The organism is uncultured Arthrobacter sp. (assembly GCF_964021775.1).
Classification (GTDB): Bacteria; Actinomycetota; Actinomycetes; order Actinomycetales; family Micrococcaceae; genus Arthrobacter.
This window is the reverse complement of record NZ_CAXHZI010000015.1, coordinates 1-25,174: the sequence shown is the minus strand read 5'-3', so window position 1 is coordinate 25,174 and position 25,174 is coordinate 1. Positions and strand designations below refer to the sequence as shown.

General features: G+C 67.4%; 20 protein-coding genes, 1 tRNA gene and 2 rRNA genes. 10 read left to right on the top strand and 13 right to left on the bottom strand.

The features are described from left to right. Window positions 1–18: 18 nt before the first annotated feature. The 3 genes from ABIN76_RS12665 to ABIN76_RS12655 all read left to right on the top strand — a co-directional run bounded on the left by ABIN76_RS12665 (window position 19) and on the right by ABIN76_RS12655 (window position 3,260). A complete protein-coding gene (locus tag ABIN76_RS12665; protein WP_346960045.1) occupies window positions 19–600 on the top strand; it encodes a hypothetical protein in 582 nt (193 codons plus the stop codon). 96 nt (window positions 601–696) lie between these two features. Then, a complete protein-coding gene (locus ABIN76_RS12660) occupies window positions 697–1,233 on the top strand; it encodes a hypothetical protein (RefSeq protein WP_346960044.1) in 537 nt (178 codons plus the stop codon). Window positions 1,234–1,589: 356 nt separating this feature from the next. Then, window positions 1,590–3,260, top strand: a complete 1,671-nt coding sequence (locus tag ABIN76_RS12655; protein WP_346960043.1) for a phosphodiester glycosidase family protein — start codon at window positions 1,590–1,592, stop codon at window positions 3,258–3,260. Window positions 3,261–3,507: 247 nt separating this feature from the next. Here ABIN76_RS12655 and ABIN76_RS12650 read toward each other — a convergent pair. Both ABIN76_RS12650 and ABIN76_RS12645 read right to left on the bottom strand, forming a co-directional pair. Then, window positions 3,508–3,584 (bottom strand) — tRNA-Thr (locus tag ABIN76_RS12650). A gap of 159 nt (window positions 3,585–3,743) precedes the next feature. Further along, entirely contained in the window at window positions 3,744–4,634 is an 891-nt protein-coding gene (locus ABIN76_RS12645; protein WP_346960042.1) for a DsbA family protein, read from the bottom strand. A 308-nt stretch (window positions 4,635–4,942) separates the two neighbouring features. Here ABIN76_RS12645 and ABIN76_RS12640 point away from each other — a divergent pair, with 308 nt between their 5' ends. Together ABIN76_RS12640 and otsB are read left to right on the top strand one after the other, a co-directional pair. Then, window positions 4,943–6,352 carry a trehalose-6-phosphate synthase gene (locus ABIN76_RS12640; protein WP_346960099.1) on the top strand — a complete coding sequence of 470 codons (1,410 nt, stop codon included), beginning with the start codon at window positions 4,943–4,945 and terminating at the stop codon, window positions 6,350–6,352. Next, window positions 6,342–7,151: a trehalose-phosphatase gene (gene otsB / locus ABIN76_RS12635; RefSeq protein WP_346960041.1), complete on the top strand. Its 810-nt coding sequence runs from the start codon at window positions 6,342–6,344 to the stop codon at window positions 7,149–7,151. Before ABIN76_RS12640 ends, otsB begins: the two co-directional genes overlap by 11 nt. A gap of 4 nt (window positions 7,152–7,155) precedes the next feature. Here the strand turns inward: otsB and ABIN76_RS12630 are convergent, their stop codons facing one another. Beyond that, a complete protein-coding gene (locus tag ABIN76_RS12630) occupies window positions 7,156–7,572 on the bottom strand; it encodes a VOC family protein (RefSeq protein WP_346960040.1) in 417 nt (138 codons plus the stop codon). Between the two features lie 258 nt (window positions 7,573–7,830). Here ABIN76_RS12630 and ugpC point away from each other — a divergent pair, with 258 nt between their 5' ends. Together ugpC and ABIN76_RS12620 are read left to right on the top strand one after the other, a co-directional pair. Next, window positions 7,831–8,913 carry a sn-glycerol-3-phosphate ABC transporter ATP-binding protein UgpC gene (gene ugpC, locus ABIN76_RS12625; protein ID WP_346960039.1) on the top strand — a complete coding sequence of 361 codons (1,083 nt, stop codon included), beginning with the start codon at window positions 7,831–7,833 and terminating at the stop codon, window positions 8,911–8,913. 163 nt (window positions 8,914–9,076) lie between these two features. Then, window positions 9,077–10,489: a DUF4032 domain-containing protein gene (locus ABIN76_RS12620; RefSeq protein WP_346960038.1), complete on the top strand. Its 1,413-nt coding sequence runs from the start codon at window positions 9,077–9,079 to the stop codon at window positions 10,487–10,489. A gap of 45 nt (window positions 10,490–10,534) precedes the next feature. Here ABIN76_RS12620 and ABIN76_RS12615 read toward each other — a convergent pair whose 3' ends face one another. From ABIN76_RS12615 to ABIN76_RS12595, 5 genes are all read right to left on the bottom strand, one after another. Further along, window positions 10,535–11,905, bottom strand: a complete 1,371-nt coding sequence (locus tag ABIN76_RS12615) for an FAD-binding oxidoreductase (RefSeq protein ID WP_346960037.1) — start codon at window positions 11,903–11,905, stop codon at window positions 10,535–10,537. A 49-nt stretch (window positions 11,906–11,954) separates the two neighbouring features. After that, window positions 11,955–13,922, bottom strand: a complete 1,968-nt coding sequence (locus tag ABIN76_RS12610) for a glycoside hydrolase family 13 protein (protein WP_346960036.1) — start codon at window positions 13,920–13,922, stop codon at window positions 11,955–11,957. A gap of 2 nt (window positions 13,923–13,924) precedes the next feature. Next, window positions 13,925–14,896 carry a sugar ABC transporter permease gene (locus tag ABIN76_RS12605; protein WP_346960035.1) on the bottom strand — a complete coding sequence of 324 codons (972 nt, stop codon included), beginning with the start codon at window positions 14,894–14,896 and terminating at the stop codon, window positions 13,925–13,927. Continuing rightward, the gene (locus ABIN76_RS12600; RefSeq protein WP_346960034.1) at window positions 14,893–16,545 is read right to left on the bottom strand and encodes an ABC transporter permease subunit; all 1,653 of its coding nucleotides are present in this window, start codon (window positions 16,543–16,545) and stop codon (window positions 14,893–14,895) included. Before ABIN76_RS12600 ends, ABIN76_RS12605 begins: the two co-directional genes overlap by 4 nt. A 118-nt stretch (window positions 16,546–16,663) precedes the next feature. Beyond that, the gene (locus tag ABIN76_RS12595; protein ID WP_346960033.1) at window positions 16,664–17,968 is read right to left on the bottom strand and encodes a maltose ABC transporter substrate-binding protein; all 1,305 of its coding nucleotides are present in this window, start codon (window positions 17,966–17,968) and stop codon (window positions 16,664–16,666) included. Window positions 17,969–18,290: 322 nt separating this feature from the next. On the opposite strand from ABIN76_RS12595, the gene ABIN76_RS12590 reads away from it, so the two are divergent. Next, window positions 18,291–20,036, top strand: a complete 1,746-nt coding sequence (locus tag ABIN76_RS12590; RefSeq protein WP_346960032.1) for a glycoside hydrolase family 13 protein — start codon at window positions 18,291–18,293, stop codon at window positions 20,034–20,036. A gap of 2 nt (window positions 20,037–20,038) precedes the next feature. Further along, complete coding sequence (locus ABIN76_RS12585; RefSeq protein ID WP_346960031.1) at window positions 20,039–21,082, top strand: LacI family DNA-binding transcriptional regulator; 1,044 nt, start codon at window positions 20,039–20,041, stop codon at window positions 21,080–21,082. 811 nt (window positions 21,083–21,893) lie between these two features. On the opposite strand, the gene ABIN76_RS12580 is transcribed toward ABIN76_RS12585, so the two are convergent. Both ABIN76_RS12580 and ABIN76_RS12575 read right to left on the bottom strand, forming a co-directional pair. Continuing rightward, entirely contained in the window at window positions 21,894–22,490 is a 597-nt protein-coding gene (locus ABIN76_RS12580) for an RHS repeat-associated core domain-containing protein (RefSeq protein WP_346960030.1), read from the bottom strand. A gap of 81 nt (window positions 22,491–22,571) precedes the next feature. After that, window positions 22,572–23,393, bottom strand: a complete 822-nt coding sequence (locus tag ABIN76_RS12575) for a hypothetical protein (RefSeq protein WP_346960029.1) — start codon at window positions 23,391–23,393, stop codon at window positions 22,572–22,574. 47 nt (window positions 23,394–23,440) lie between these two features. On the opposite strand from ABIN76_RS12575, the gene ABIN76_RS12570 reads away from it, so the two are divergent. Further along, window positions 23,441–23,626: a hypothetical protein gene (locus tag ABIN76_RS12570; RefSeq protein WP_346960028.1), complete on the top strand. Its 186-nt coding sequence runs from the start codon at window positions 23,441–23,443 to the stop codon at window positions 23,624–23,626. A gap of 75 nt (window positions 23,627–23,701) precedes the next feature. Here ABIN76_RS12570 and ABIN76_RS12565 read toward each other — a convergent pair whose 3' ends face one another. The 3 genes from ABIN76_RS12565 to ABIN76_RS12555 all read right to left on the bottom strand — a co-directional run. Continuing rightward, window positions 23,702–24,190 carry an SRPBCC domain-containing protein gene (locus ABIN76_RS12565; protein ID WP_346960027.1) on the bottom strand — a complete coding sequence of 163 codons (489 nt, stop codon included), beginning with the start codon at window positions 24,188–24,190 and terminating at the stop codon, window positions 23,702–23,704. A 301-nt stretch (window positions 24,191–24,491) separates the two neighbouring features. Next, window positions 24,492–24,608, bottom strand: a 5S ribosomal RNA gene (rrf, locus tag ABIN76_RS12560). 237 nt (window positions 24,609–24,845) lie between these two features. Further along, window positions 24,846–25,174 (bottom strand): 23S ribosomal RNA (locus ABIN76_RS12555); the annotation flags it as partial.

Below are 25,174 nucleotides of genomic sequence, written 5' to 3'. Positions count from 1 at the left end.
ACGACAAATGGGGGAACCATGAACTCGATTATCCGCAACCTCGGCGCAACGCTTTCGGCACTCGTAATCGTCGCCGGTACGGTCGCCTGCGGCGCGAACAGCCCCGGCCCTGCAGGCGCACCGCCTGCCGGATCCTCGGCCGCGGCCGCCGCCCGGGCGGACGAGGTCGCCCGGCACAAGCCCGCGGAGGTGAAGAAGGTTCTCGACGCGTTCCTGCGGAGCGTTTCAAATGAATCCGATGCCTACATGAAGGCTGCCATGGCTGGCGGTTCCACAAATGACACCCCCGAGGAGAAGGCAGCGAAATTTAAGAGCGGGTTCCCTGGGTCTTACAAATACCTGGACCTGGACGACAAGAAGGCGGCCGGCCTGATCGGTATCTTCGCACTCGTCGCCATGCTGACCCCCGATACGGAGATGAGCGCCAATGAGTCTGGAATCGTCATCGACGGCGAGACCGCGACAATCAGGGGAAGTGACATCAAGATCAAGGGCATTGAGAAGTCCGGGAAGGGTGGAACCGGCGGCAAGCTCGGGAAAATCACCCTGAGATTCCAAGGGTCGACTTGGAAGATCACTGATCTAGAAATCCAGCAATAACCCCTCTTCGACCGGGGCCGGCCTCCGGACCCGCACCCCCCGGTGCCCGGAACGCGGGCGGCTTGCCATCCGGCGGACAGTCCGTAGACTCGGCGCATGTCTGGTCTTGGGGGAACGAAGGCAGTCCGCTCCGTTGCGGCACTCGGCCTGCTGCTGGCCGCAGGGCTGGGCGCCTGCACCTACGAGGATCGGGGCGATCCGCAGCGCACGGATGGGCAAAGCCTCCGGCCGGCGCCCACCGGTGCGGCGAAGGATCCTGATGTCCTGGCAGTGGAGGGACGCAACTATGCGGAACTGGAGCGGCGCTTGGCCGCAACGCCCGGGGAGGCGCTGCTGGCCGACTCGGGTCAAGCGGACGGCCCAAGTGTCGGATTCAAGAAAACGGCAACGGTAACGAAGACCGGGCCGCACACCGTAACGGCCGCTTGCATCGGCATTCCGCATGCCCAGATATACCTCTCGCAGGACATCAAGGGCGGAAGCAAGTACACGGTCCTCGAGGTCGACTGCTCGCAGACCCAGACCCAGGTGGTTCAGCTGGCGGCAGGGCCCGTCGGCGTCCAGCTCACCCGTGTCCACCCAGACGGCGCCTGGACCGGGGCGGTCGCCGGGATCAGGATCACCGCCCCATGAGGCTCGAGGGCTGGAATGTCACGGTTCTCCTGCTCCTGCTTGTGGCTGCAGCCGTTGTGGTGCACGGCGTGACCTTGCTTGTCGCGTGGGCCGTGCGGCGGCTCCGTCGGCGAAGCAACGACGGCGGCACCGGGGCAGGTCTTCCTTGAGGCTTGCCGCCACAGCCAGCGGCCTCCGCCAGAGCGTGTGAATCCTGTCCTACCGAGCGGACGTCCACTCACCCGTAGTTCGTGAGACCGGCGGAAGGAGCCACGACGAGGACAGGCGTGGGCGTGCTGTGAACAGCTCGCGAAGAGGCGGTGAACTGCGGCATGTCGGTTGTGGGAGGCTTCTCGGCTTCTCATAGCGTCGGGTGCATGATCACACCCCATCATCGTTTCCGCAGGGCCGCCATCACTGCCCTGGCCGTCACCCTCCCGGTTGCCTTCCTAGCCCCCGCCGGCGCCTCCTCTGCCGCGCCGGGCACAGCGCACCAGGCCGCGGCCGTCGCCCCGGACCCGTCCGCCAAGCTCGACCTGGGTGCTCCGGGCCAGCCGGAGTCCCGCACCGTGACCACCCTGGCACCCGGCCTCACCCGGACGTCCATCACCCGCGGCACCCCCAACCAGGACTTCTTCTGGACCGCTGAGGTCGCCGTTCCTTCTACGTCCCCGGACCCGGACGCTCCTGCTTCGGCGCTGTCGACGCAGTCGCAGGCCCAGGAGGTCGCCGACAAGCTCAACGCGGCCGGGGTGGTTGCCCGCGTCGAGCACGTCCAGTCCCCGAAGCTCGCAGATGCCGGCGGGGACCTCGGCTACCGGGTACGCGCCGGGAACTTCACGGCCAAGGCAGACGGTTCCGCCACTGTCGCGCAGATCCAGGCGGCCGGCTACAAATCCTCGGTGATCTACACCGGCTGGGACGGCGACGAAGGCACCAGCGAGGACGACCGCGGACCCTGGAAGCTGGAGGTCCTCACCATCGACCCGAAGCAATTCCGCGGCGACCTGACCTCCTCCTTCGGACCCGACCTCAAGACCCGGGAAACGACAAGCAAGCTCGCGGCCGCCTCGGGCGCCCTGGCGGGGACCAATGGCGGCTTCTTTGTCATGGATCCGGCCGCCGGAGCCGAAGGCGATCCCGCGGGCGCGGCAGTGCAGGACGGCAAGATCCTCAGCGAACCCGTCGGAGACCGCCCCTCCCTCGTCATCGGGGCTAAGAACACCACCTCGGTCCAGCGGCTGCATTGGCGCGGCACTGTCGGTGCCCCCGGCAACCCCGCGACACTCCCCCTGGACGGCCTGAACCGCGTGCCGGGCCTCATCCGCAACTGCGGCGGGACCGACGACACCCCCACGAACCTGCCGCTGCACGATTTCACCTGCACCGACGCGGACGAGATCGTGGCCTTCACCCCCGAGTTCGGCGCCTCCACCCCGTCCGGTGCCGGCCTCGAAGCCGTCGTAGACGCCCACGGCACGGTCACGGCCCTCCACCACACGCGCGGCACCACAGTCCCGGCCGGCGGTCACACCCTGCAGGCGATCGGAGCGGACGTGGCAAAGCTCTCCGCGCTGGCCAAGCCCGGCGCGAAGCTGAAGATCGGCACGGACCTCCTCAACGAAAGCGGCAGGGCACTGCAGATTGGCACCACCACCGATGTCGTCAACGGCGGCCCCACTCTGGTCCGGAACGGTGAACTCAGCGTGACCGCCAAGCGCGACGGCATGGTCCGCACCGGCGACAGCAACTCTTTCTTCTACGGCTGGGTACACAAGCGCAACCCCCGCACCTTCGCCGGCGTTGACGCCCAAGGCCGCACCATGATCGTCACCGCCGACGGTCGCCAGACGACGTCCCTCGGGCTGAGCATCAAGGAGTCCGCCGACGTCGCGCATTCACTGGGCATGGTCGACGCGATCAATCTGGACGGCGGCGGCTCGACCACCATGGTCCAGGGCGGTCAGGTCGTGAACTCGCCCTCCGACGCGACCGGTGAACGCCCGGTGGGGGACGCACTCCTCGTCCTGCCCGGCCGCAAGAACTAGGCCGGTCAAACCCCGCCCAAGGCCCTCGGGGCCTTGGGCGGGGTTTCCCTCTTTAAGCCAGCCGGGATTCACACCGGCGGGGGTAGGCGAAGCAGTTGGCCGACTGCATGGCCGCGGCCATGGGCGGCGATTCCGGCGCAGCGGCTACGGCACCACGAACTGCAGCGGAATCCGGGGCGGCGCGGGCGGGCTCCGGGCACAAGAAACCCCTCCGTCCCGGGCAAAATCGCCGGAAAGGAGGGGTTCGTGGGGCCCCCTGTCGGATTCGAACCGACGACCCCCGCTTTACAAGAGCGGTGCTCTGGCCAACTGAGCTAAGGAGGCAATCCGCCGTCGTCGCCTGACCAAAAATCCGGCCCGGCGCTAACTGCTAGATAAGGGTAGCCCACGGACGCCCGCCGGTAAAAAATGCCGGCAAGCGGCGAAAACAAAGCAGCCCGGCCCCGGACGGATCCGGGCCGGGCTGCATCGTCAATGCGGCGCTTACTTCTTGGCGTCGACCGCAGCCTGCAGGAACTGCTCGAACGGGGTCTGGGCGCTGTCACCCTTGCCCCACTGCTTGCCCTCGACGAAGACCGTCGGCGTTCCGGTAACACCGATGGCCGCCGCCTCCTGGGTGGTGTACTTCACGTACGGGCGGTAGGTCTTGTCATCGACGCACTTGTCGATGCTCTTAGCCCCGACGTCGGTTGCCATCTTCTTCAGCTCCGCGTCGGACAGGCCCGCGCCGCCCTCGGCCGGCTGCTTCGCGAAGAGTTCGTCGACAAAGGCGGAGTACTTCTCGGGGGATTCATTCACCACGCAGGCCGCGGCGTTGGCCGCGCGCGAGGAGTAGTTGGTGCTGGAGCGGCTGTCCAGGAAGCCCAGCGGACGGTACTCGACCGAAATCTTGCCCTCGTTGCGCAGCTTGGTGAGGGTCTCGTTGTACTGGGTCTCGAAGTTCTTGCAAACCGGGCAGATGAAGTCGATGTAGAGGACCACCTTGACCGGCTTGCCGGCCACAGCCTCTGCCCCGGGCGCCTTGATCTCGGCGGGCGGGGTGGCGGCGGGGGACGGCAGGTCTGCGACGTTCACGGTGGCCGGGTCCGTCTTGGCCACCTCGGTGTTGGCCAGCAGGGTGACGCCGCCGTGGACGTTGCCGTTCGCCGGGGTCGGGCCCGAGTCTGCCACCGGGGCGTTGTTCTTGATGTTGGAGGTGACCACCAGGGCAACAATCACGACGATGGCCACGACGGCGGCCACAATGCCCCAGCCGATGAGCAGCTTGTTCCGCTTGTCCTTCTTTAGCTGCGCCTCGCGGATCTCACGGGCTTTCTCGCGGGCCGCGGCGGTGCGCTCCGCTTTGGACTGACGGGGTTCGTTTGCGGCGCTCATTAGTTCCTCGTGTCGATCGGCCATGGATGCTCCACTGGGTGGCAACTTCATCATTTTAGGGGAGAAACCTGAGGAGCTTGCGCTTTCAAGTTTCCTTCCGTGTGCCCAACGGACGAATAGCACAGAAGATTCCGCCCGGCTAGGGTGGATGAGAGCCACAAGCGACCCAGGGGGCACCAATGCAAGCAACGGACCACGCCGAGCAGCGCGCCGAGCACCATACTGCGCCGACAGCCGGGAAGCAGGATGCCGCACCTGCGACGGACAAGCACCCGGATGCCTCCGAGGCGGCTGCGAGCTTCGACTTTATGGTGGTGTCCAACCGCATGCCGGTGGACCGGTGCTCCCCGGATGAGCCGGGCTGCGAGGACGGCTGGCGCCGCTCCCCCGGCGGCCTGGTGACGGCGCTGGCCCCCATGATGACCAAGACCGACGGCGCCTGGGTGGGCTGGCACGGCGCCCCGGACGAGCACCTTGAGCCGTTCAGCCACGGCGGCATCGATCTCATCCCGGTCCAGCTGAGCACCCGCGACGTCGAGCTCTACTACGAGGGCTTCTCCAACGCCACGCTCTGGCCGCTCTACCACGACGTGATCGCCCCGCCGGAGTTCCACCGTGCCTGGTGGGACACGTACCGCAAGGTCAACAAGCGGTTCGCCGACGCCGTCGTCCGCCACGCCGCCCAAGGCGCCACGGTCTGGGTGCAGGACTACCAGCTCCAGCTGGTTCCGAGGATGCTTCGCGAGGCGCGCCCGGACCTCAAGATCGGCTTCTTCAACCACATCCCGTTCCCGCCGCCGGAGATTTTCGCGCAGCTGCCGTGGCGCCGCGCGATCATCGACGGCCTGCTGGGCGCGGACCTGGTGGGCTTCCAGCGCAGCAGCGACGCCGGGAACTTTATGCGCTCGGCCCGCCGCTTCCTCGGCGCCAGCGTCAAACAGCAGCAGGTGCACGTCAAGGGCGCCGACGGCGAAACCACCCACATTGCCCGCGCCCAGGCTTTCCCGATCTCCATCGACGTCAAGCAGATCAGCGAACTGGCGCGCAAACCGGAGATCATCGAGCGGGCCAAGCAGATCCGCCGGGACCTCGGCAACCCCAAGACCATCCTGCTGGGCGTGGACCGGCTGGACTACACCAAGGGCATCCGGCACCGGCTCAAGGCCTACGAGGAGCTGCTGCAGGACGGCAAGGTCACGGTGGAGGACGCTTCCCTGATTCAGGTGGCCAGCCCCAGCCGCGAGCGCGTCGAGCAGTACCGGCTGCTGCGCGAGGAGGTCGAGGGCACCGTCGGGCACATCAACGGCACCTACGACACCATGCAGAACACCGCCGTCCGCTACCTGCACCACAGCTACCCGATCGAGGAAATGGTGGCCCTCTATCTGGCCGCCGACGTTATGCTCGTCACCGCCCTGCGCGACGGCATGAACCTGGTCGCCAAGGAATACGTCACGGCCCGGACCAACAACGACGGCGCCCTGGTACTCAGCGAGTTCGCCGGCGCCGCGGACCAGCTCAAGCAGGCGCTTCTGATGAACCCGCACGACATCGACGGCCTCAAGGACACCATCATGCGGGCAGTCAACATGCAGCCCGCCGAGGCCGCCCGCCGGATGCGCGCCATGCGCAAGCAGATCCTCACCCATGACGTCGACCTCTGGTCCGCTGACTTCCTCAGCGCGCTGCAGGAAAAGGTGGTCCGTGATGACTCCTGAGCCCGACCCCGCCACCCGGCTCTCGCTCTCCCCCGAACTGCTGGCGGCCGTGCACCGCGTCGCCGGCACGGAACAACTGCTGGTGGCGATGGATTTCGACGGCACCATGGCCCCGCTGGTGGACCACGCGGCGGACTCCCGCGCCCTGCCCCGCTCGGCCGCGGCCTTCGCCGGCCTCGCGGAACTTCCGCGGACGACGACGGCGCTCATCTCCGGCCGCGCCCTGGACAGCCTCCGGGCGGTCGCCTCGCCGCCGGAGAGGACCCTGCTGATCGGCAGCCACGGCGCGGAGATCTGGATGGGCCCCGGTTCCGCCGAGCTCGTCCTGGAAGACGCCCAGCGGGAACTGCTCGCCGACGTCCGGCGGATCCTGGCCGAAATCGTGGACGTCGCCCCCGGCACGTTGCTTGAGGACAAGCCGGCCGGCGTCGTACTGCACACCCGGCTGGCCGCCGACGACGTCGCCGAGGATGCCGTGGCGGCCGCCAAGGCCGCCCTGCAGGACCGCCCGGGCGTCTTCCTCAAGACCGGAAACCGCGTGCTGGAAACCGCCGTCGTCCACGCTTCCAAGGGCGAGGGCGTCTCCTTCCTACGCCAGGCCACCGGGGCCACCGCGGTTGTGTTCGCGGGGGATGACACCACGGACGAGGATGCCTTGGGCAGCCTCCTCCGCGGGGATGTGGGCGTCAAGGTGGGACTGGACTTCACCCAGGCCGAGTTCCGGGTGGAGGCGCCGGTGCATGTCTCCGAACTGCTGGAGGCGCTGCTGCGCGAACGGACGAAGGCTGTCGGGGGCTGAAGGGCTACACCTCGCCGGGCGAAGCGTCGGGTTCGTAGCCGATCAGCCAGTGCAGACCATGCCTGTCGATGACCTGTCCGTCCGAGGCGCCCCACGGCTTCGGCGCAAGGGGGTCCACCACCCGTCCGCCGACAGCGAGTTTGTCGAACCAGTCGTGCAGCACCGACGGCTCGGCAGTGCCCAGCAGCGAGAGCATGACGCCCTCCAGCCGGACACTCTTCTCGCCCGGTGCCGCATCCGATCCCGCCAAGACCACTGCGCCGTTCAGCGTTCCGTGGGCAATGGCGTCCGGCGGTCCGTCGCTCCGGCTGAACTGCTCATACGTGAACAAGGAAAGCTCCCCGCCGAAGACGTCGGCGTAAAAGCCGAGAGCTTCACGCGCCGTGCCGGGGAAACTGACATAGATCTGGAGGGCCGTCATGCGGACAGCCTATACACCCGCTTCGGGCGCCACGTGACGGAACCCACCTATGACATCCGTAACTTTTTCACCCTAAAACCAAAAATCTGACATACTCTGTATGTGATGTGGCGCACAACTACCGTGCGGCGTCATTGGATGCTCCTCGGCTTCGGCCGGGGAGCATGCGCATCCGCCTCCGGATGCCACAACTGAATACGAAGAACCATTCACTACGGATCGTCCGGCACGTACCTGCCGGTGAAGGGATTGATAACTGTGGCTACAGTTACTTTTGATAACGCTACGCGTCTGTACCCGGGCACAGAGAAGCCCGCTGTTGACAAGCTCAACATTGAAATCGCCGACGGCGAATTCCTGGTCCTCGTTGGACCCTCCGGCTGCGGCAAGTCCACCTCCCTGCGCATGCTCGCAGGCCTTGAGGACGTGAACTCCGGCCGGATCCTGATCGGCGACCGCGACGTCACCGACATGCCGCCCAAGGACCGCGACATCGCGATGGTGTTCCAGAACTACGCCCTGTACCCGCACATGACCGTCGCGGACAACATGGGCTTCGCGCTGAAGATCGCCGGCGTCAGCAAGGAAGAACGCGCCGAGCGTGTCCGTGAAGCCGCCAAGCTCCTGGACCTCGAGCCGTACCTGGACCGCAAGCCGAAGGCGCTCTCCGGCGGCCAGCGCCAGCGCGTCGCCATGGGCCGCGCAATCGTGCGCAACCCGCAGGTCTTCCTGATGGACGAGCCGCTGTCCAACCTCGATGCCAAGCTCCGCGTGCAGACCCGCACGCAGATCGCGTCGCTGACCCGCCGCCTCGGCGTCACCACGGTCTACGTCACCCACGACCAGGTCGAGGCCATGACCATGGGCGACCGCGTCGCGGTCCTCAAGGACGGTCTGCTGATGCAGGTTGACACGCCGCGCAACCTCTACGACAAGCCGAAGAACGTGTTCGTTGCCGGCTTCATCGGCTCACCGGCCATGAACCTGCTCGAACTCCCGGTCGTCGACGGCGGCGTGCAGTTCGGCGGCACCGTTTACCCGGTCCCGCGCGATGTCCTTGAGGTCGCTTCCGGCTCCACCGTCACCCTGGGCACCCGTCCCGAAGACCTTGAAACCGCGCCGCAGGGCGAGGGCCTCCAGGTCGAGGTCGACGTCGTCGAAGAACTCGGCGCCGACGCCTACGTCTACGGCCACACCACGCTGGACGGCAAGGACCACGACATCGTGGCCCGCGTCGACGGCCGCCGTCCCCCGATGAAGGGTGAGACCGTCTGGGTCCGCCCGCAGTCGGGACACGTGCACCTGTTCGACACCAAGACCGGCCTGCGCCTCGGCGACTAGTCCCCACCGGCTCCCTCACCTCGCTCCGCTTCGGCCAGGGAACCCTGCCGGCGTGGGCCCTTCCGCGTTGAAACTGACGGCGGTCCTCCTCCGGGAGGGCCGCCGTCGGCCGTTAACCGGCAGATTTTAGGCGGGGCCCGCCCTCGTACGGGAGAATTGCGTTATGACCGAGGACAACGGTGCCCAGTGGCACGACGAACCCACTGACTACGGACAGATCGGCAAGCTGCCCCGGTACGAGGCCGCCAGCGCCAACGACGACAAGGCAGTATCCAGTTCGCTGAGCATCACGGCCGCGGCCACCGAGCCCGAGCTGCTGGACCTGCCCTGGCACATCGCCCTGGAGGACTGGCCTGCGGAATACCTGGCGGCCCTCCCCCGCGGCATCTCCCGGCACATCGTGCGCTTCGCCCACCTCGGCGGCTCCGTGATCGCCATTAAGGAAACCTCCGAGCACGTTGCCCGGCACGAGTACCACATGCTCCGCAAGCTCGCCCGGCTGGACGTGCCCTGCGTTGAGCCGGTGGCGGTCATCACCGGACGGACCACCCCGGAGGGCCGGCCGCTGAACCCCGTGCTGGTCACCCGGCACCTCAAGTTCTCCATGCCCTACCGCGCCTTGTTTTCCCAGATGCTGCGCAAGGACACCCTGACCCGCCTGATCGATGCCCAGGCCCTGCTGCTGGTCCGGCTGCACCTGATCGGCTTCTACTGGGGTGACGTCTCGCTCTCCAACACGCTGTTCCGGCGCGACGCCGGGGCGTTCGCCGCGTATCTCGTGGACGCCGAAACCGGCGAGCTGTATCCGGACCTGTCCACCGGCCAGCGCGAGTACGACCTGGAGATCGCCCGGGTCAACATCGCGGGTGAACTGATGGACCTGCTCGACGGCGGGCTGATCGAGGAGAAGGTGGACCCGGTCGCCACCAGCGAGCTGATCATGGAGAGCTACCGGCGGCTCTGGACCGAGCTGACCGAGAAGGAGTCCTTCGAAATTGGCGAGCGCTGGCGCGTGGCCGCCCGCATCCGGCGGCTCAACGAACTCGGCTTCGACGTCGAGGAATACGCCATCAAGACGACGCAGAACGGCTCCACGATCCAGCTTCAGCCCAAGGTGGTGGACGCCGGGCACCACCAGCGCCGGCTGCTTCGCCTGACCGGGCTGGATGCGCAGGAAAACCAGGCGCGGCGGCTGCTGAACGACATGGATTCCTTCCGGGCGGACAACAACCCGGGCATGGACGAGGAATACAGCGCGCACCTGTGGGTGAGCCAGATTTTCGAGCCGATTGTCCGGTCGATCCCGCGCGACCTGTCCGGCAAGCTCGAGCCCGCGGAGGCCGTGCACGAGATCCTGGAGCACCGCTGGTACATGTCCGAGAAGGAGAACCGGCACATTCCGCTGGCCGAGGCCGTGCAGTCCTACATCGACTCCGAACTCCGGCACCGCCGCGACGAGGCCGCGATCATGCTCAACCCGGACACCGAACTGCTCAAGATCCTCGAGGTCGAGACCGAGGAGTCCCGCTACGGCAAGGACGAGTCGGTCGAGGAATACCCGGACTCCGACGACTAACCCGCCAAAGTCCGTCCCGGTGGAGCGGGTTCCAGCACAGGCGCGCTAAATCGCCTTGCCCGGGTTCAGGATCCCGGCCGGGTCGAAGAGTTCCTTGATCCGGCGCTGCAGCTCGCGCACCGGTTCCTTCTGCTCCAGGCCCAGCCAGCGCAGCTTGTACTGGCCGACGCCGTGCTCCCCCGTGATGGTGCCGCCCATCGCGAGCGCCACGGTGACGGAATTATCCAGGGCGGCGCCGAGCCGTTCCATGGCGGCGGCGTCCACGGCGTCGTCGGCCCGGTCCACCCAGAAGGTGGGGTGCAGGTTGCCGTCACCGGCGTGCGCCACGACCTTGAGCTTCACCTGGTGCCTGACGGCCATCGCCTCCAGCTCCGCGACGTAGTCCACCAGCCGGGACCGCGGCACGGCGACGTCCTCGCCCACCCGGTATTCGTCGTCGACTTCCACCCCCCGGCTGTTGCGGCGGAGCTCCACGAGCTGTTCGGCCTCGGCGTTGGCCTCCATGGTCACCACGGCGCCGCCGGCGGCCAGCAGCGGCCGGATCGCGGCAGCCTCCGCCGCGGCGCCGAAGCCGTCGGTCTGGATCAGCAGCAGGGAGGCGCCCCGGGCGGCCAGGTCCGAGCCGTGGGCGTCGTCGAGCTGGGCGAGCGACCCGCCGTCGAGCAGTTCCATAATCGCTGGCTGCACGCGGGCCTTGCCCACCGCGAGGACACCCGCCGCGGCGCTGCGGAAGTCGGGGTAGAACGCGGCGATGGTGTGGACTTCCCGGGGCAGGTACTTCAGCCGCACCGTTATCCCGACGACGATCCCGAGGGTCCCCTCGGAGCCCACGAACAGTCCGGTGAGGTCGTAGCCGGCCACGCCTTTGAAGGTCTGGTGTCCGGTGTGGATGAGGGTGCCGTCCGCGAGGACGACGTCGAGCGCCAGGACGGAGTCGCGGGTGACCCCGTACTTCGCGCACCGCAGGCCGCCGGCGTTGGTGGCGACGTTGCCGCCGATGGTGGAGACCTTGTAGCTGGCAGGGTCCGGGGCGTACATCAGGCCGTGCACCGCGGCGGCGGCGTTGAGCTCGGCGTTGATGACGCCGGGTTCGACGACGGCGGTCTCGTCGTCCGGGTTCAGGTCCAGGATGCGGTTCATCCGTTCCAGGCTGAGCACCACGCAGTTTTCGCTGGCGTGCGCGCCGCCGGAGACTCCGGTGCCTGCGCCGCGGGCCACCAGCGGGATCCGGCCGGCGGCGCAGGCCTGCACCACTGCCTGGACGTCCGCCACGGATTCGGCCAGGACCACCGCCTGCGGAAGCTGGTAGTCCAGCACCGGCGCCTGGTCCACGGCATAGGCGGCCAGGGTGGCCTCATCTACGGCGACTTTCCCGCTGCCCAGGGCGGAAGTCAGCTCCTCAACAATGCTGCGCATGCGCTCTCCAGTTCTCCATCGAATCCGGCCGTCAGTCTCGACCTTCAGTCTAGGGTGCCGGCAGCCCGCCCCCGGGCAGCCCGCCCCCGGGCAGCCCGCCCCCGGGCAGCCCGACTCCGGGCAGCTCGACTCCGGGCAGCACCCAGACGGCGGCGGCGGGGCCACCGGCCCGGAACAGCGCACCCGCCGGGGCCGCGGCCGCCGGGTCCGGCTCCGCCGGGTCCGCGCCCGGGGCCGCGGTGATGCTGCCGGCGGCGAAGGCCGGCGGAAACGCAAGCGCGGCGAGCTGCCGGGCGGAGAGCAGGCCCGCAGCGAGGTCGACGTCCGCGGCGGCCCTGGCCACCACCACCAGCGCCGCGCTGTCCGCGGTTTCCCGCACGAAGGCCAGCGCGTCCCCCTGCGCGTCCAGCCAGCGGATCCCGCCGCCGGTGAGCGCGGGCTGTTCCCGGCGCAGCGCGGTGAGTGCGGCGTAGACTCCCCGGAGGTCGTTCAGGATCCGTCCCGGATCGGTCCAGGGCATGGGCGTGCGGGAGAACTCCCCGTTGTCGCCCTTGAGCCCGAACTCGTCCCCGGCGAACACCACCGGCACGCCGGGCAGGGTGAACATCAGCACCGCGCCGAGCTGCTGGCCGCCGTCGAGCATGACGGTGGCGGCCCGGGCCGTGTCGTGGCTGTTCAGCGCGTTCATGTTCTGCTGCCGGACGTCCCAGCTGAAGGCGGCGGCCAGGTCCTGGTGTGTGGCGAGGAAATCCGCCGCGTCCATCCGGTTGGGCCCGGGCAGCGGGGTGCCGAAGAAGTTGACGTGGCCGGCGTCGCCGGACAGCCAGGCCCAGAGCGGGCGGGTGAAGTTGGAGTACGTCATGGCGCCGTGCCAGTGCTCACCGCTGAAGTCCGGTGCGGCGTCGTTGGTCGCTTCGGCCAGCAGCGCCGCGTCCGGGTTGATCCCGCGGACCCGGTCCGCGATCAACCGGGCCACCTCCTGGTTGAGGTCGGCCGCCCCGAGCCGCCCGGTCATGTTGCCGACGTCGATCCGCCAGCCGTCCAGGTTGAACGGGGGCCGGAGCCAGCGGGCCACCGGGGAATCGTCGTCCAGGACGAACTTCTGCCGCAGGGCCGCCGAGGCCCAGTTCAGTTTGGGCAGCGAGGCCACCCCGTACCAGGCTTCGTAGGAGCTGTGGTCCTTGCTGAAGTAGTAGTAGCCGGCCTCCTCGGAGCCAGGCGCGGCCAGGGCGCGCTGGAACCATTCGTGCGCGTCGCCGGAGTGGTTGGCGGTCAGGTCCCCCATCACCTTCAGGCCGCGGGCGTGCGCCGCTTCCACCAGCTCCACCAGGGCCTCGTCACCGCCCAGCAGCGGGTCCACCATGGAAAAGGTGGAGGCGTCGTAGCGGTGGTTGGACCGGGCGGGGAAAAACGGCGTCAGGTAGATGATGTCCGCGCCGAGCCCCTGGATGTGGTCCAGGTGCTCGGTGATGCCGGGCAGGTCGCCGCCGTAAAACTGGAACGGCGTCTCGGCGGACGCGCCCTGCACCGGCGTGTCCCAGTCGCAGGGCACGGCCCAGTCCGGGACCGGGTGCCCCGATGCCCTGGCCGAGCGGGCGAAACGGTCCGGGAAGACCTGGTAGAGCGTGCCCCGGCGCAGCCACGCCGGCGCGGCCGGGAACGTGGTCAGCCGGAAGTCCGCGTAATCGGAGACGTCCCGGCTGAAGAGGCCCTGCGCGTTGAGGCTCCAGTACCGCTGCCCGGCCTCGATCAGGAACCGGTAGCGGGCCACCGGGTTGGTGACGGCCATGCCCGCTTCCCACCAGACCCAGCCGTCGGCGTCGCCGAGGTTCACGCAGCTCTCGTACCGCGGTTCGCCGTCGTGCACGGAGCGCAGCCAGACCCGGCTGGCCGCACCCCAGGCCGCCGGGATGCGGACCCGGAGCCGGGCCGTGGCTCCGGGACCCGCCGGCTGCACCGCGTGCAGGCCGGAGCCGTCGTGGTGCGGGAGCAGGCCCGCCGCGGCAGCACCGGACATGCCTAGCCCTTCACCGAGCCCGCCGTGAGCCCGCTGACGATGTAGCGCTGCAGGAACAGGAACAGGGCCATCACCGGGATGGCGGAGATGACGGCGCCAGCGGCAAAGACGCCCCAGTTTTCGGAGCGCTGCTGCGCCACGAAGGAGTAGAGCCCGACGGCGAGGGTCTGGCTGTCCGGGTCCGTGAGCACCACGCTGGCGATCACGAATTCGCCGGAGATGGCGATGAAGGACAGCAGGCCCACGACGGCCAGGATCGGCGTGACCAGGCGCATGATGATGCCGAAGAAGATCTGGGTGTGGCTGGCGCCGTCGATCTTGGCGGCCTCATCCAGTGACTGCGGCACGGTGTTGAAGAAGCCGTACATCAGGTAGGTGTTCACGCCCAGGGCGCCGCCGAGGTAGACCATGATCAGGCCCAGCTGGCTGCCCAGTCCCAGCGCGGGAATGACCTCGGAGATGCCGCTGAGCAGCAGGAAGATGGCCACCACGGCGAGCAGCTGCGGGAACATCTGCAGCAGGAGCAGGCTCAGCAGCCCGATCCGGCGGCCCTTGAAGCGCATCCGGGAGAAGGCGTAGGCCGCCATCGCGCCGAGGAACACCGTGGCCGCGGAGGTCACGCCGCCCACCACCATGGTGTTCAGGAACCATTGGGCAAAGGGCCGCGAGGGCATGTTGAACAGGGCGGTGAAGTTGCCGAAGTCGATCTTGCTGAACAGCGCGTTGGAGCCCACCAGGGTGCCGGTGGAGTTCAGAGCCGCGGAAAGGACGTAGAGCAACGGGAAGACCGCGAAGATCGTCACGATGATGCCCACCAGGTGGCGCCAGCCCTTGTCCTTGAACCAGACGCCGAAGGGGTGCCGGCGCCGCAGCGACTTGAGGTATTCGACGTCGGTGGTGCCGGTGCCGGTGGTGCCGGTGCCGCGTTCGGCGTCGTCCGCCGTTACGGCGTTGCGCGATGCTGACCCGTTCATGAGTTCACGTCCTCGAGTGCCTTGGTCTGCTTGAAACTGATGGCCGAGACGGTGGCCACGATGATGAAGATGATGATGGCCAGCGCACTGGCGAGGCCGTAGTCACGGCCGGTGCCCTGCCCGAACGCCACCTTGTACACCAGGGTGATCAGGATGTCGGTGGCTCCGATGTCCCGGTCCGTGTCGGCAAAGCGGGGTCCGCCGCCGGTGAGCATGAAGATCACATTGAAGTTGTTGAAGTTGAAGGCGAAGGAGGAGATCAGCAGCGGCGCGATCGACACCAGCAGCAGCGGCAGCTTGATGGAGCGGAACACCCGCCACGGGCCGGCGCCGTCCATCCGGGCGGCCTCGTCCAGTTCGGAGGGCAGCGACTGCAGGGCCCCGGTGCAGACCAGGAACATGTAGGGGAAGCCCAGCCAGAGGTTGACCATGAGGACGCTGATCTTGGCCAGGACCGGGTCGGTGAGCCAGCCGATCGAGGCTCCGCCGAGCAGGGTCTGGTTGAGCCAGCCGAACTCGGGGTTGAGGATGCCGGACCAGACCAGACCGGTGAGGAAGGCCGGGAAGGCGTACGGCAGGATCATCAGGATCCGGTAGGCCTTCTTGCCTTTGAGGTCCTCGCGGTTGAACGTGATGGCCAGGAACAGCCCCAGCGCGAAGGTCAGCGCCACCGAGGCCACGGCGAAGGTGAAGGTCCAGAGGATAACGCCCAGGAGCGGGCCGCGCAGGCTGGGATCGGTGAAGGCGCGGGCGAAGTTTTCCATCCCGACGTCGATCTTCCAGCCGGTGGAGAGCTGCTCGCCGTTGTCCGCCGCGAAGGCGCCCTTGCCGTTGTCGCGGTAGACGGAACCGGTGGCCGTGTCCGTGAAGGTGTCCGCGGCGGCGTCGTACTTCAGCGCCGGCTTGAACTGGTAGGCGTTGCTGCCGTCCGCGGTGCGCAGGGTGCCGTCGGCCGGGTCCGCGGAGACCGGGACGGTGATGCCCAGGATGCTCTGCTGGTTGGCGACGATTTCCTGGAAGTTCAGGGTCCGGTAGCCGTCCAGCGTCTTGGCCTTGCCGGTGGAGTCTTTGCCGGCCCCGGAGACTTCCTCCAGCGGCTTCTCGGTGCTGCCCAGCGAGACCTTGCCCTGCGGGTCGGTGAAGAGCAGGTAGAAGGAGTTGTCCTTGGCCAGCACGGAGGTCTTGTAGGCCGGTGAATCCGGGACGCGCTTCTGCGCCGTGAGCTGGATGGCGGCGATCGCATCATCTTTGGTGCTGTTGTGGCCGTCGCCGTAGTTGGTGAAGGCAATGTAGCCGCTGAACATGACCACAAAGACCTGGAAGACCAGCAGGAACAGCACACCGGGGGCCAGGTATTTGGCGGGCAGGCCGCCCTTGCGGAGGTAGATCCAGTTGATCACCAGCACGACGGCGGCGGAGACTCCCAGCGCCAGCCAGGACTGGCTCAGGAAGAGCATCATCAGGACGTAGACGGCAAGGGCGTCCACGAGGCCCAGCAGCACGATCTTGGCGATGGTCCCCTTCGTGCCCTCCGGTCCGGACCGGCGTCGGCGGACGCTGCCGGCCTGCCGGCCGGGGGTGGTGGGGGCGGAGTCCGGGGCGGACGACGCTGCGGGGTCTGTGTCCTCGCGGAGTTCGGTTTCTGACATGGCTGTCTACAGTCCTTGGGAGAAGCTGGGGTGATGCAGGAACGGGCCGGGCGGCCTGGTGGCCGCCCGGCCCGGTGCTGCCGGTTCCTGGCGCAAGCGTCAGGAACCGGCGCGGGGACTAACCCTTGATTTTCGCCTTGATGCTGGCGGCCATCTTGGCCCAGTCAGCGGCCGGGTCGCCCTGGCCCTTGATCAGGGCGAGCTCGGTGGCTCCCCAGTCAGCCCAGACCGCACTCATTTCCGGGATAGCGGGCATCGGGACGCCGGTGGCGCCGATCTTGCCGAAGGCGGCGACAACCGGGTCGCTGGAGGCTTTGTCGAAGGACGCTTTCAGTGCCGGCGGGCGGCCGCCGGCCTTGTACATGGAGTCCTGGGCTTCCTCAGAGGTGAGGTAGTTGGTGACGAACTCGTTGGTGGCCAGGGCGTTGGCGCTCTTGGCGCTGATGAAGAAGCCGTTGACGCCGATGAACGGCTGGGCCGGCTTGTCACCGGCGGTCGGCAGTTCGTCAACGGCGAACTTGATGCCCTTCTTCTGCACGTCCGGCACGTTCCACGGGCCGGTCAGGTAGTAGGGGGACTCGCCGGCGAGGAACTTCTCCTTGGCGATGTCACCGGTGATGTTGGAGTTGATGATCTTTTCGCCCTTGTCGCCCCAGGCGGTGAGCTTCTTGGCGAACTCGACGCCGGCGGCGTCGCCGATCAGGAGCTGCTTCGGGTCGTAGCCGCCGTCGGCAGCCTTGCCGAAGACCTGCGAACCCATGGAGGCCTGCAGCGGGTACAGGTGGTACGGGTCGCCCTGCTTCGGGTCCATGCCGACCAGGAACGGGAACTTGGCCTTGCCGTCGGCGACGGCCTTCTTGCCGTTGGCAATGACCTCGTCCATGGTCTTGGCTGCGTCCGGGACGATGGCCGTGTTGCGCAGCAGCGCGATGTTCTCAACCGCGTAGGGGACGCCGTAGACCGAGCCGTTGTAGGTCATGGCCTTGACCGAGGACTCCTGGAAGGCGTCCTTCTTGTCGCCGAGCTCAACCGGTGCGATCACACCGTTCTGGACGAACTTGCCTACCCAGTCATGCGGACCGACGATCAGGTCCGGGCCCTTGCCGGTGGGGACCTGCGTGATGAAGTCGTCGCGGACGGCGGCGAAGTCCTTGACCACGAGCTTGACGTCGATGCCGGTGTCGGCCTTGAACTTCGCGGTGATGTCCTTCAGGGCGGGCGAGCGCTCGGCGTCGACCCACATGGTGATCGTGCCGGCGCCGCCGGACTTGAGGTCCGGCTTCGCCGTGGCCGTGGCCGTGGCCGGGCCGGTGGCTGCTGCCCCGCCGCAGGCGCTGAGCGCCAGCGCTGCAACGACGGAAATCGCACCGGCCGTGATTACCCGGCGGCTGGTCCCGGTTGTGAGGGTGTTCTGCACCTTCATTGGTGTCCCTTTCATAAAATCCTGCATCCACGCGGAGGGCTCTTCGGAAGATTCCTGGCCCGGTGGCATCGTCGGTGATGTGGCTCACAGCTGCAAGCGCTTCCAAGCTACACGGTGATGAACGCTTTGGAAAGTCATTCTAGCGTGGCGTGTCGCGGGGCGAGGACCAGGCCGGAAAACCGCGGGACACCGGCAGGAGGCCAGCTGGTGCGGAACCTGCGGGCCAGAGCCGCGGATTGATCGCAGGCACTCCGGGCGGCACAAATGATTTATCGACTGGAAGCGTTTTCAATTTCGACGTCGGGGACTTACGATTACCGGCATGTCCGTTGATTCAGTACTCACAGCCCCCGCCGCACTGGCCGGCCCGCTGACCCTGGTGCACGCCGCAGATGACACCCCCGGCTGGTGGCGCTCGGCCGTGATCTACCAGGTGTACCCGCGCTCGTTCCGGGACGTTAACGGCGACGGCGTCGGCGATCTCGCCGGCATCACCGCCGAACTCCCCCAGCTCGCCGAGCTGGAGATCGATGCTGTCTGGCTCTCGCCGTTCTACCGCTCCCCGCAGCGCGACGCCGGCTACGACGTCAGCGACTACTGCGACGTCGACCCCCTATTCGGAACCCTGGCCGACTTCGACGCCATGATGGCCGAAGCCACGCGCCTTGGGCTGCGGCTGATCGTGGACCTGGTGCCGAACCACTGCTCGGACCAACACGCCGCGTTCCAGGCCGCGCTGGCTGCTCCCGCGGGCAGCCCGGAACGGGACATGTTCATCTTCCGCGACGGCCGCGGCCCCTTCGGCGAGGAGCCGCCGAACAACTGGCAGTCGCACTTCGGCGGACCGGCCTGGACCCGCATCAGCGAACCTGACGGCACCCCGGGCCAGTGGTACCTGCACCTTTTCGACACCTCCCAGCCCGACTTCAACTGGGACAACGACGCCGTCCACGCCGAATTTGAGCGCGTCCTGCGCTTCTGGCTGGACCGCGGCGTCTCCGGCTTCCGCGTCGACGTGGCGCACGCCCTCGTCAAGGCACCGGGCCTGCCCGAATGGGGCGGCCGCGCCGACGGCAACAGCTCGCACGGCTTCCCCGGCCATGAAGCCCCGATGTTCGGCCAGCCCGCGCTGCACGACATCTACCGGACCTGGCGCCGAATCCTGGCCGAATACGGCCCCGACCGCATTCTCTGCGCCGAAGCCAACGTGGACCCGCTCCCCCGGCTGGCCGACTGGGTCCGCCCGGACGAGATGCACCAGGCCTTCAACTTCCCCTACCTGCACGCGGGACTGGACGTGCACCGCATGCGCCACGTCATTACCGAGTCACTGACCGCGCTGGACGCCGTCGGTGCGCCGAGCACCTGGGTGCTGTCCAACCACGACGTCGTCCGCCACGCCACCCGCTTCGGCTACCACGGTCCGGCACCCCGCGACGGCGACGGCATCGGCCCGGCCGACGTGCAGCCGGACGAGGAACTCGGCCGCTCCCGGGCTGCGGCGGCGTCCATGTTTATGCTGGGCCTGCCCGGCGGCGCGTACCTCTACCAGGGCGAGGAGCTCGGCCTGCCCGACGGAATCGACATTCCGGACAGCCAGCGCCAGGACCCCACCTTCGGGCGGACCGGCGGCGAGCGGCTGGGCCGGGACGGCTGCCGGGTTCCGTTGCCGTGGCGTTCCGGCGAGCCGCACGCGGGCTTCGGCGCGGGCGCGGATCCGTGGCTGCCGCAGCCGGCGAGCTTCGCCGGCCTGGCCCGGGACGCGCAGGCCGCGTCGCCGTCGTCGCACCTGTCCCTGTACCGGCGGATGCTGGCGCTCCGGCGCGAGCTCAGCCTCGGCCAGGGTTCGCTCACCTGGTTGGAGAACTGGTGCACGGACACCTCGCTGGCCTACCTCAACGGCACCACCGCGGTGCTGCTGAACGTCGGGCCGGAGCCGCTCGAGCTGCCCGCCGGACAGGTACTGCTGCGCAGCTCCGTGTCTGCGGAACAGGGCGAAGACGCCCATCGGTTAAGCTCAGGTGAAACTGTTTGGCTGGAAATCTACATCGAGGACACGGAGAGCTGAGAATGCCCGGTATCAAGGACGTCGCGGAACGGGCCGGCCTCTCCATCGCCACCGTTTCGCGAGCCTTGAGCGGCAAGGGAAATGTCTCAGCCCAGAGCCGCGAACGGGCCCAGGCCGCCGCCACGGAACTTGGTTTCGTGCTGTCCTACCACGCCTCCAGCCTGGCGTCCGGGCGGAACCACAACGTCGGCGTCGTGGTTCCGTCCGTGCACCGCTGGTTTTTTTCCTCGGTGGTGGAGGGCGTTTCCGCCACCCTGCTCGACGCCGGTTACGACCTCACGCTGTATAACGTCAGTGAAGGCGAGGAACGCCGGCATAGCGTGCTCAACGACTTCCTGCTGCGCAAGCGGGTGGACGCCGTCATCGCTGTCTCGCTGGAACTCAGCGAGGCCGAGATCCAGCAGCTGCTGGCTATTCACCGACCCATTGTGGGAATTGGCGGGCCGCTGCCGGGTGCCTCGACCATCCGGATCAACGATTCCGGCATCGCGGAGTCGGCCGCCCGGCACCTCATCCAGCTCGGACACAGCAGGATTGCGCACATGACCGGTGACGCAGCGTACGAGAAGGACTTCCGGCTCCCGGGCACGCGCCAGGGCGGCTTCACCAAAGCCATGCGCGACGCCGGGCTGACGATCCGTCCGGAATGGCTGGTGTCCGCCGACTTCACCATCCAGGGCGCCTACGCCAGCGCTCGTCAGCTGCTGGGCAGCTCTCCGGAGCGCCCCACCGCGGTCTTCGCGGCCTCGGATGAGATGGCTATTGGCACCATCCTCGCCGCCCGCGACTTCGGGCTGCGCGTGCCCCAGGATCTGTCGGTCATCGGCATCGACGGCCACGAACTCGGCGAGCTCTTCGGCCTGACCACCATCGACCAGGATCCGCGGGGCCAGGGCGCCATGGCCGTCCGGCGTCTGCTCGCCGGACTTGAGGGCGACGGCGACACCGCAGAGGCGGACACCGAGTATCCGACCAGGTTCGTGATCCGCTCCAGCACGGCCGTCCCGCCGGTCGACGCCGCGCCCCTGCGGGGAACTCATAGATAATCCCTCAAATTAGAGACCACGGCACCGGAGGGATAACCTACCCATTCGTGCCTGCCGTGCCGGAAGAGCTCGACCGCACGATCCATACACATGTACACGTCCTGATTTCCGATATCTGGTCGATGTTTCAGGGCTTGTCGCAGGTCCTTTCTGTTCATTGCGAGTTCTTCTCCGTTGGGGCCGATAAGCACAAAGGTCCAATGGTGTCTCCAGCCCAAGAAGCCGGTCCTTGTATGTTCGACGACTCTGAAGAACTTTTCTTTATACATGTCATTCACCTAGATTCCACGACGCCTGTGGGTCCGTGCTATAACCCGAATATCCAGAGACCTGCTTTAGTTCCATGTCATAGTAAGGACTAGGATCCATCGGGGGTATTCCCTTGACCCTTGGTCCCATCGGTGCCCCGATATCCACGAGAGACTTTCCCTGCATCATTTGATAGTCAATCCACTTCTTATTTGCCCAGATATGAACCTTTTCGTGACTCCATGCTCCTGCCCATGGCCATCGTGCCCGCGTTCGGGCGCGCGGTGACAGCTGCCATTACTTTCTGCCCGATCTTGTGCCCGGCAGCCCCGCCGGCAACCCCGGTAGCGGAACCGATAACAGTACCTCCAGCGGTCGCTCCAAGAACGCCGGAGACAGTATGGGGTCCAGGACCGGTGTAATAACCATAAGCACCTTGAATGCCCCCACCAATGCCACCCGAACTAGACCCGGCCACGAGGGTCGCCTTCGCCCCGGTCAAACCTGCCCGGGCGGCGATACCGGCACCGCCAAAACCGCCGAGGGCGCCGCTGAGCAGAACTTATCCCACGTCCACTTTGCCTGTTGTCGCTTTCTGGATGATCATATCTGCGCCTGCGCCCACGAGCCCCATGCCGATAGGTCCGCCCACTCCGGTGGCCATAAGGACCCCACCGGCGATCACCATGGCGCCGGCAGCGACGTACTCCCAGTTGTTCTTCCACCAGTCCCCTGCCGCGGCGAACGCTCCGCGGCTTGAGCCGTCGTAGGCCTTCAGCTCGCCGTCGGTCAGGGGCCGCAGGCCGGTGGGGTCGGTGGTGTTGAGGGGGTTGTTGCCGGCGTAGGCGTAGGGGTTGCCGTCCCAGCCCGCCCCGAGGACGGGGGCGAGGGGGTCGGTGGAGAGGAAGCCACGCGTGGCCGGGTCGTAGGCACGGGCGCCGAGCCAATCCAGGCCCGCGATGTCCAGGCCGCCATTGCCGGTGAGGGTGATCCCGGCAGGCAGAGCGCCTGCCAGCGCTGAGACGGCACCCAGACCGGCGGCGCCGGGTTCCGGCGTGGTGGCCGCTGCTGCGCCGATGACGGCCCAGGGGTCGTTCTGGTCGGTGGGGCGGGCAGCACGCCACCCCGGTGCGGTCCAGGCGTCGCCGATACCGGTCACGCCACCGGGCAAGGAGAGGACCTGCCCGCCGCCGATTCCGGCCAGGGTGGGGATCGGGTTGGCGGTATCCCACCACAGTTCCTAACCATCAACGGCGGCGAGTTCGCCCAGCGCGTCCACCCACAGCTCATGCCGTGAAAGCTGCGCCCCGTCGGGGTTCCGGTCAACGGTTCTCTGCAGTTGCCCGGTCTGTCCCCAGGCGTATTCGGTCCAGGACCCGTCCGGGCGGATCTGCCGGGTGCGCCGGCCCAGGCCGTCATGGACGTACTCCGTCCGGGACCCGTCGGGCTCGGTCACGGACAACAACTGCCCGGCTGAGTCGTACTCATATGCCCGGGACCCACCGGGGAAAGTTTCGCGCAGGAGCCGCCCGCCGGCGTCGTACTCCCACCCCGACGCAGCAACGTCCGGAGAGCCGTCCCGGGTCGTCGCGGCCGCGACCATTTGCCCGGCCCCGTCGTACCCGTACCGGGTCACGGCACCGGCGCGGGTCAGCCCGGTGATCCTGCCGTCCCCGTCGCGTCCGATCAACGTCACATCGGCCGAGCCCGGATCTGTGCGGTCCGTGCGGCTGTGTTCGGCCAGAGCGCCGTTGCGGTAAACCCATTCCTGCACCAACTTTCCGGCGGTGGCAGAGGTAAGCCGCCCCGACGCGTCGTGGGTGAAGACCGCCTCGCCTAGCATCGGGTTACTCACGCCGGCAACCCGTCCGGCAGCGTCCAGGGTATAGCGGGTGGTGGTCCCGGCTGCGTCGGCAAAGGCGGTACGGTTCCCGTCGGCGTCGTACACCCAGGACATTCCCTGGCCGCCGCGGGTGCGGGAGGTCAGCCGCCCGCACCGGTCGAAGCCGAGTTCGTGCTCTACAGCCAGCCCGTCACCGCGGGTGTGGTCGGTGATGACCACCCGGCGGCGGAGCAAGTCCCGGCCGACGGAGGCCAGGAGCTGCCCCCGTGTCCGACGGCGAAAAGGGTCTGCGATTCTCCGACGGCTGCGGCGGGGCCCTGGCAGTCGACAGCTCCGGGCTCACCGTAACGGCCCTTCAAATCACACCCCAGTGCACGGTGCGCGCGAGTGTTGGCAACTTCACCGAGCTTCAGTCCCCGAGCTTCGCGATCACGTCCCGCGAGGGCTCCTAGCGACCACGACCGGAGGCTCCGGTGCCGACGTCGTTAGTCCGGCCACGAAGGCGACCGCCCAGGGGCGGCCGGACATCATTCCTCGGAGCCGCCCATGAATCGGACGAACCGCTGCAGCACGCCGGGCCAGCCCGCCTGGTAATCCGTACGCGTGGCGGCGGGGTCCTGGGCACCTTCCCAGCCGCTGTGCACCAACCGCACCTCAGTGCCGCCTTCCACGGCTCGGAAGGCCACCCGCAGCTCCGTCGACCATAGGGCCTGCGTACCGGGATGCCACGTGGTGTGGAAGGACAGTGGCGCCTGCCAGTCGTCGATGGATCCCCAGACGGTGGTCCTGCCGTCGTCGGCGGTCTCAAGAATGAGGCTCTCCTCGAACTCCACGTATGACCCCGCCCCGAAGACGCTGTGGCCCTCCAGCGGCCACCAGAGGTGCGTGTGCTCGGTAAAGCCCATGAAGGCCCTCGCGACCGCGCCCGGGACGACGACGGTACACACGACCGGTTCCAGGGCGTCCTCCCCGCCGGGATCCGGGGCGGCTGCGGCGTGGCTGAAGAGATTGTCCATGGTAAACAACTTTACGTTGCACCGCACGCCAGATCCTCCCGCCCCCACCGGTCGCTCCCGCACCTCTGACGCGTTTGCCCCCAACGCTCCCTCACATCTGACCGATTACGCAGGCCGGTGCTGAGGGAGGGTTTGTAGTGTGCGCTCCGGTGCTGAGGGAGGGTCTGTGGTGTGGGCTCCGGTACTGAGGGAGCGTCGCTCTTTTGGGTGCCGGCGCGTTCTGCGGGAGGGTTCTGTGGTTTTGGGTGTTAAAGGGGGAGAGCCTCCAACCTGGTGGTTGGAGGCTCTCGACCTAATGTATGTCCGGCGGTGACCTACTCTCCCACACCCTCCCGGGTGCAGTACCATCGGCGCTGTGGGTCTTAGCTTCCGGGTTCGGAATGGGACCGGGCGTTTCCCCCACGCTATGACCGCCGTAACCCTTGCTCCACACCCCTGGTTCCGCTTGTGCGGGGTCCCCTGGGTGGGAAATCTGTGGTTACAACTTCCTGCCCCTGCGGGCAGTGTGGTGTTGTTATTTAGTTTTGGTTCCTCAGCAACGTGCCCGTGGCGGGTTTGTTGTTTGGGAACCACATAGTGGACGCAAGCAGTCTTGTTTCTTTGTACTCCTCCGCTGGTGTGAACGTCTTTTGAATCCGTTCACGAAGAAGAGTGTGTGGTGTAAGTTATCGGCCTATTAGTACCGGTCAGCTTCACGAGTCGTTAGTCCTCGCTTCCACATCCGGCCTATCAACCCAGTGGTCTGGCTGGGGGCCTCTCACACACAAGGTGTATGGAAATCTCATCTCGAAGCGAGCTTCCCGCTTAGATGCTTTCAGCGGTTATCCCATCCGAACGTAGCTAATCAGCGGTGCACTTGGCAGTACAACTGACACACCAGAGGTTCGTCCGTCCCGGTCCTCTCGTACTAAGGACAGCCCTTCTCAAATTTCCTGCGCGCGCAGCGGATAGGGACCGAACTGTCTCACGACGTTCTAAACCCAG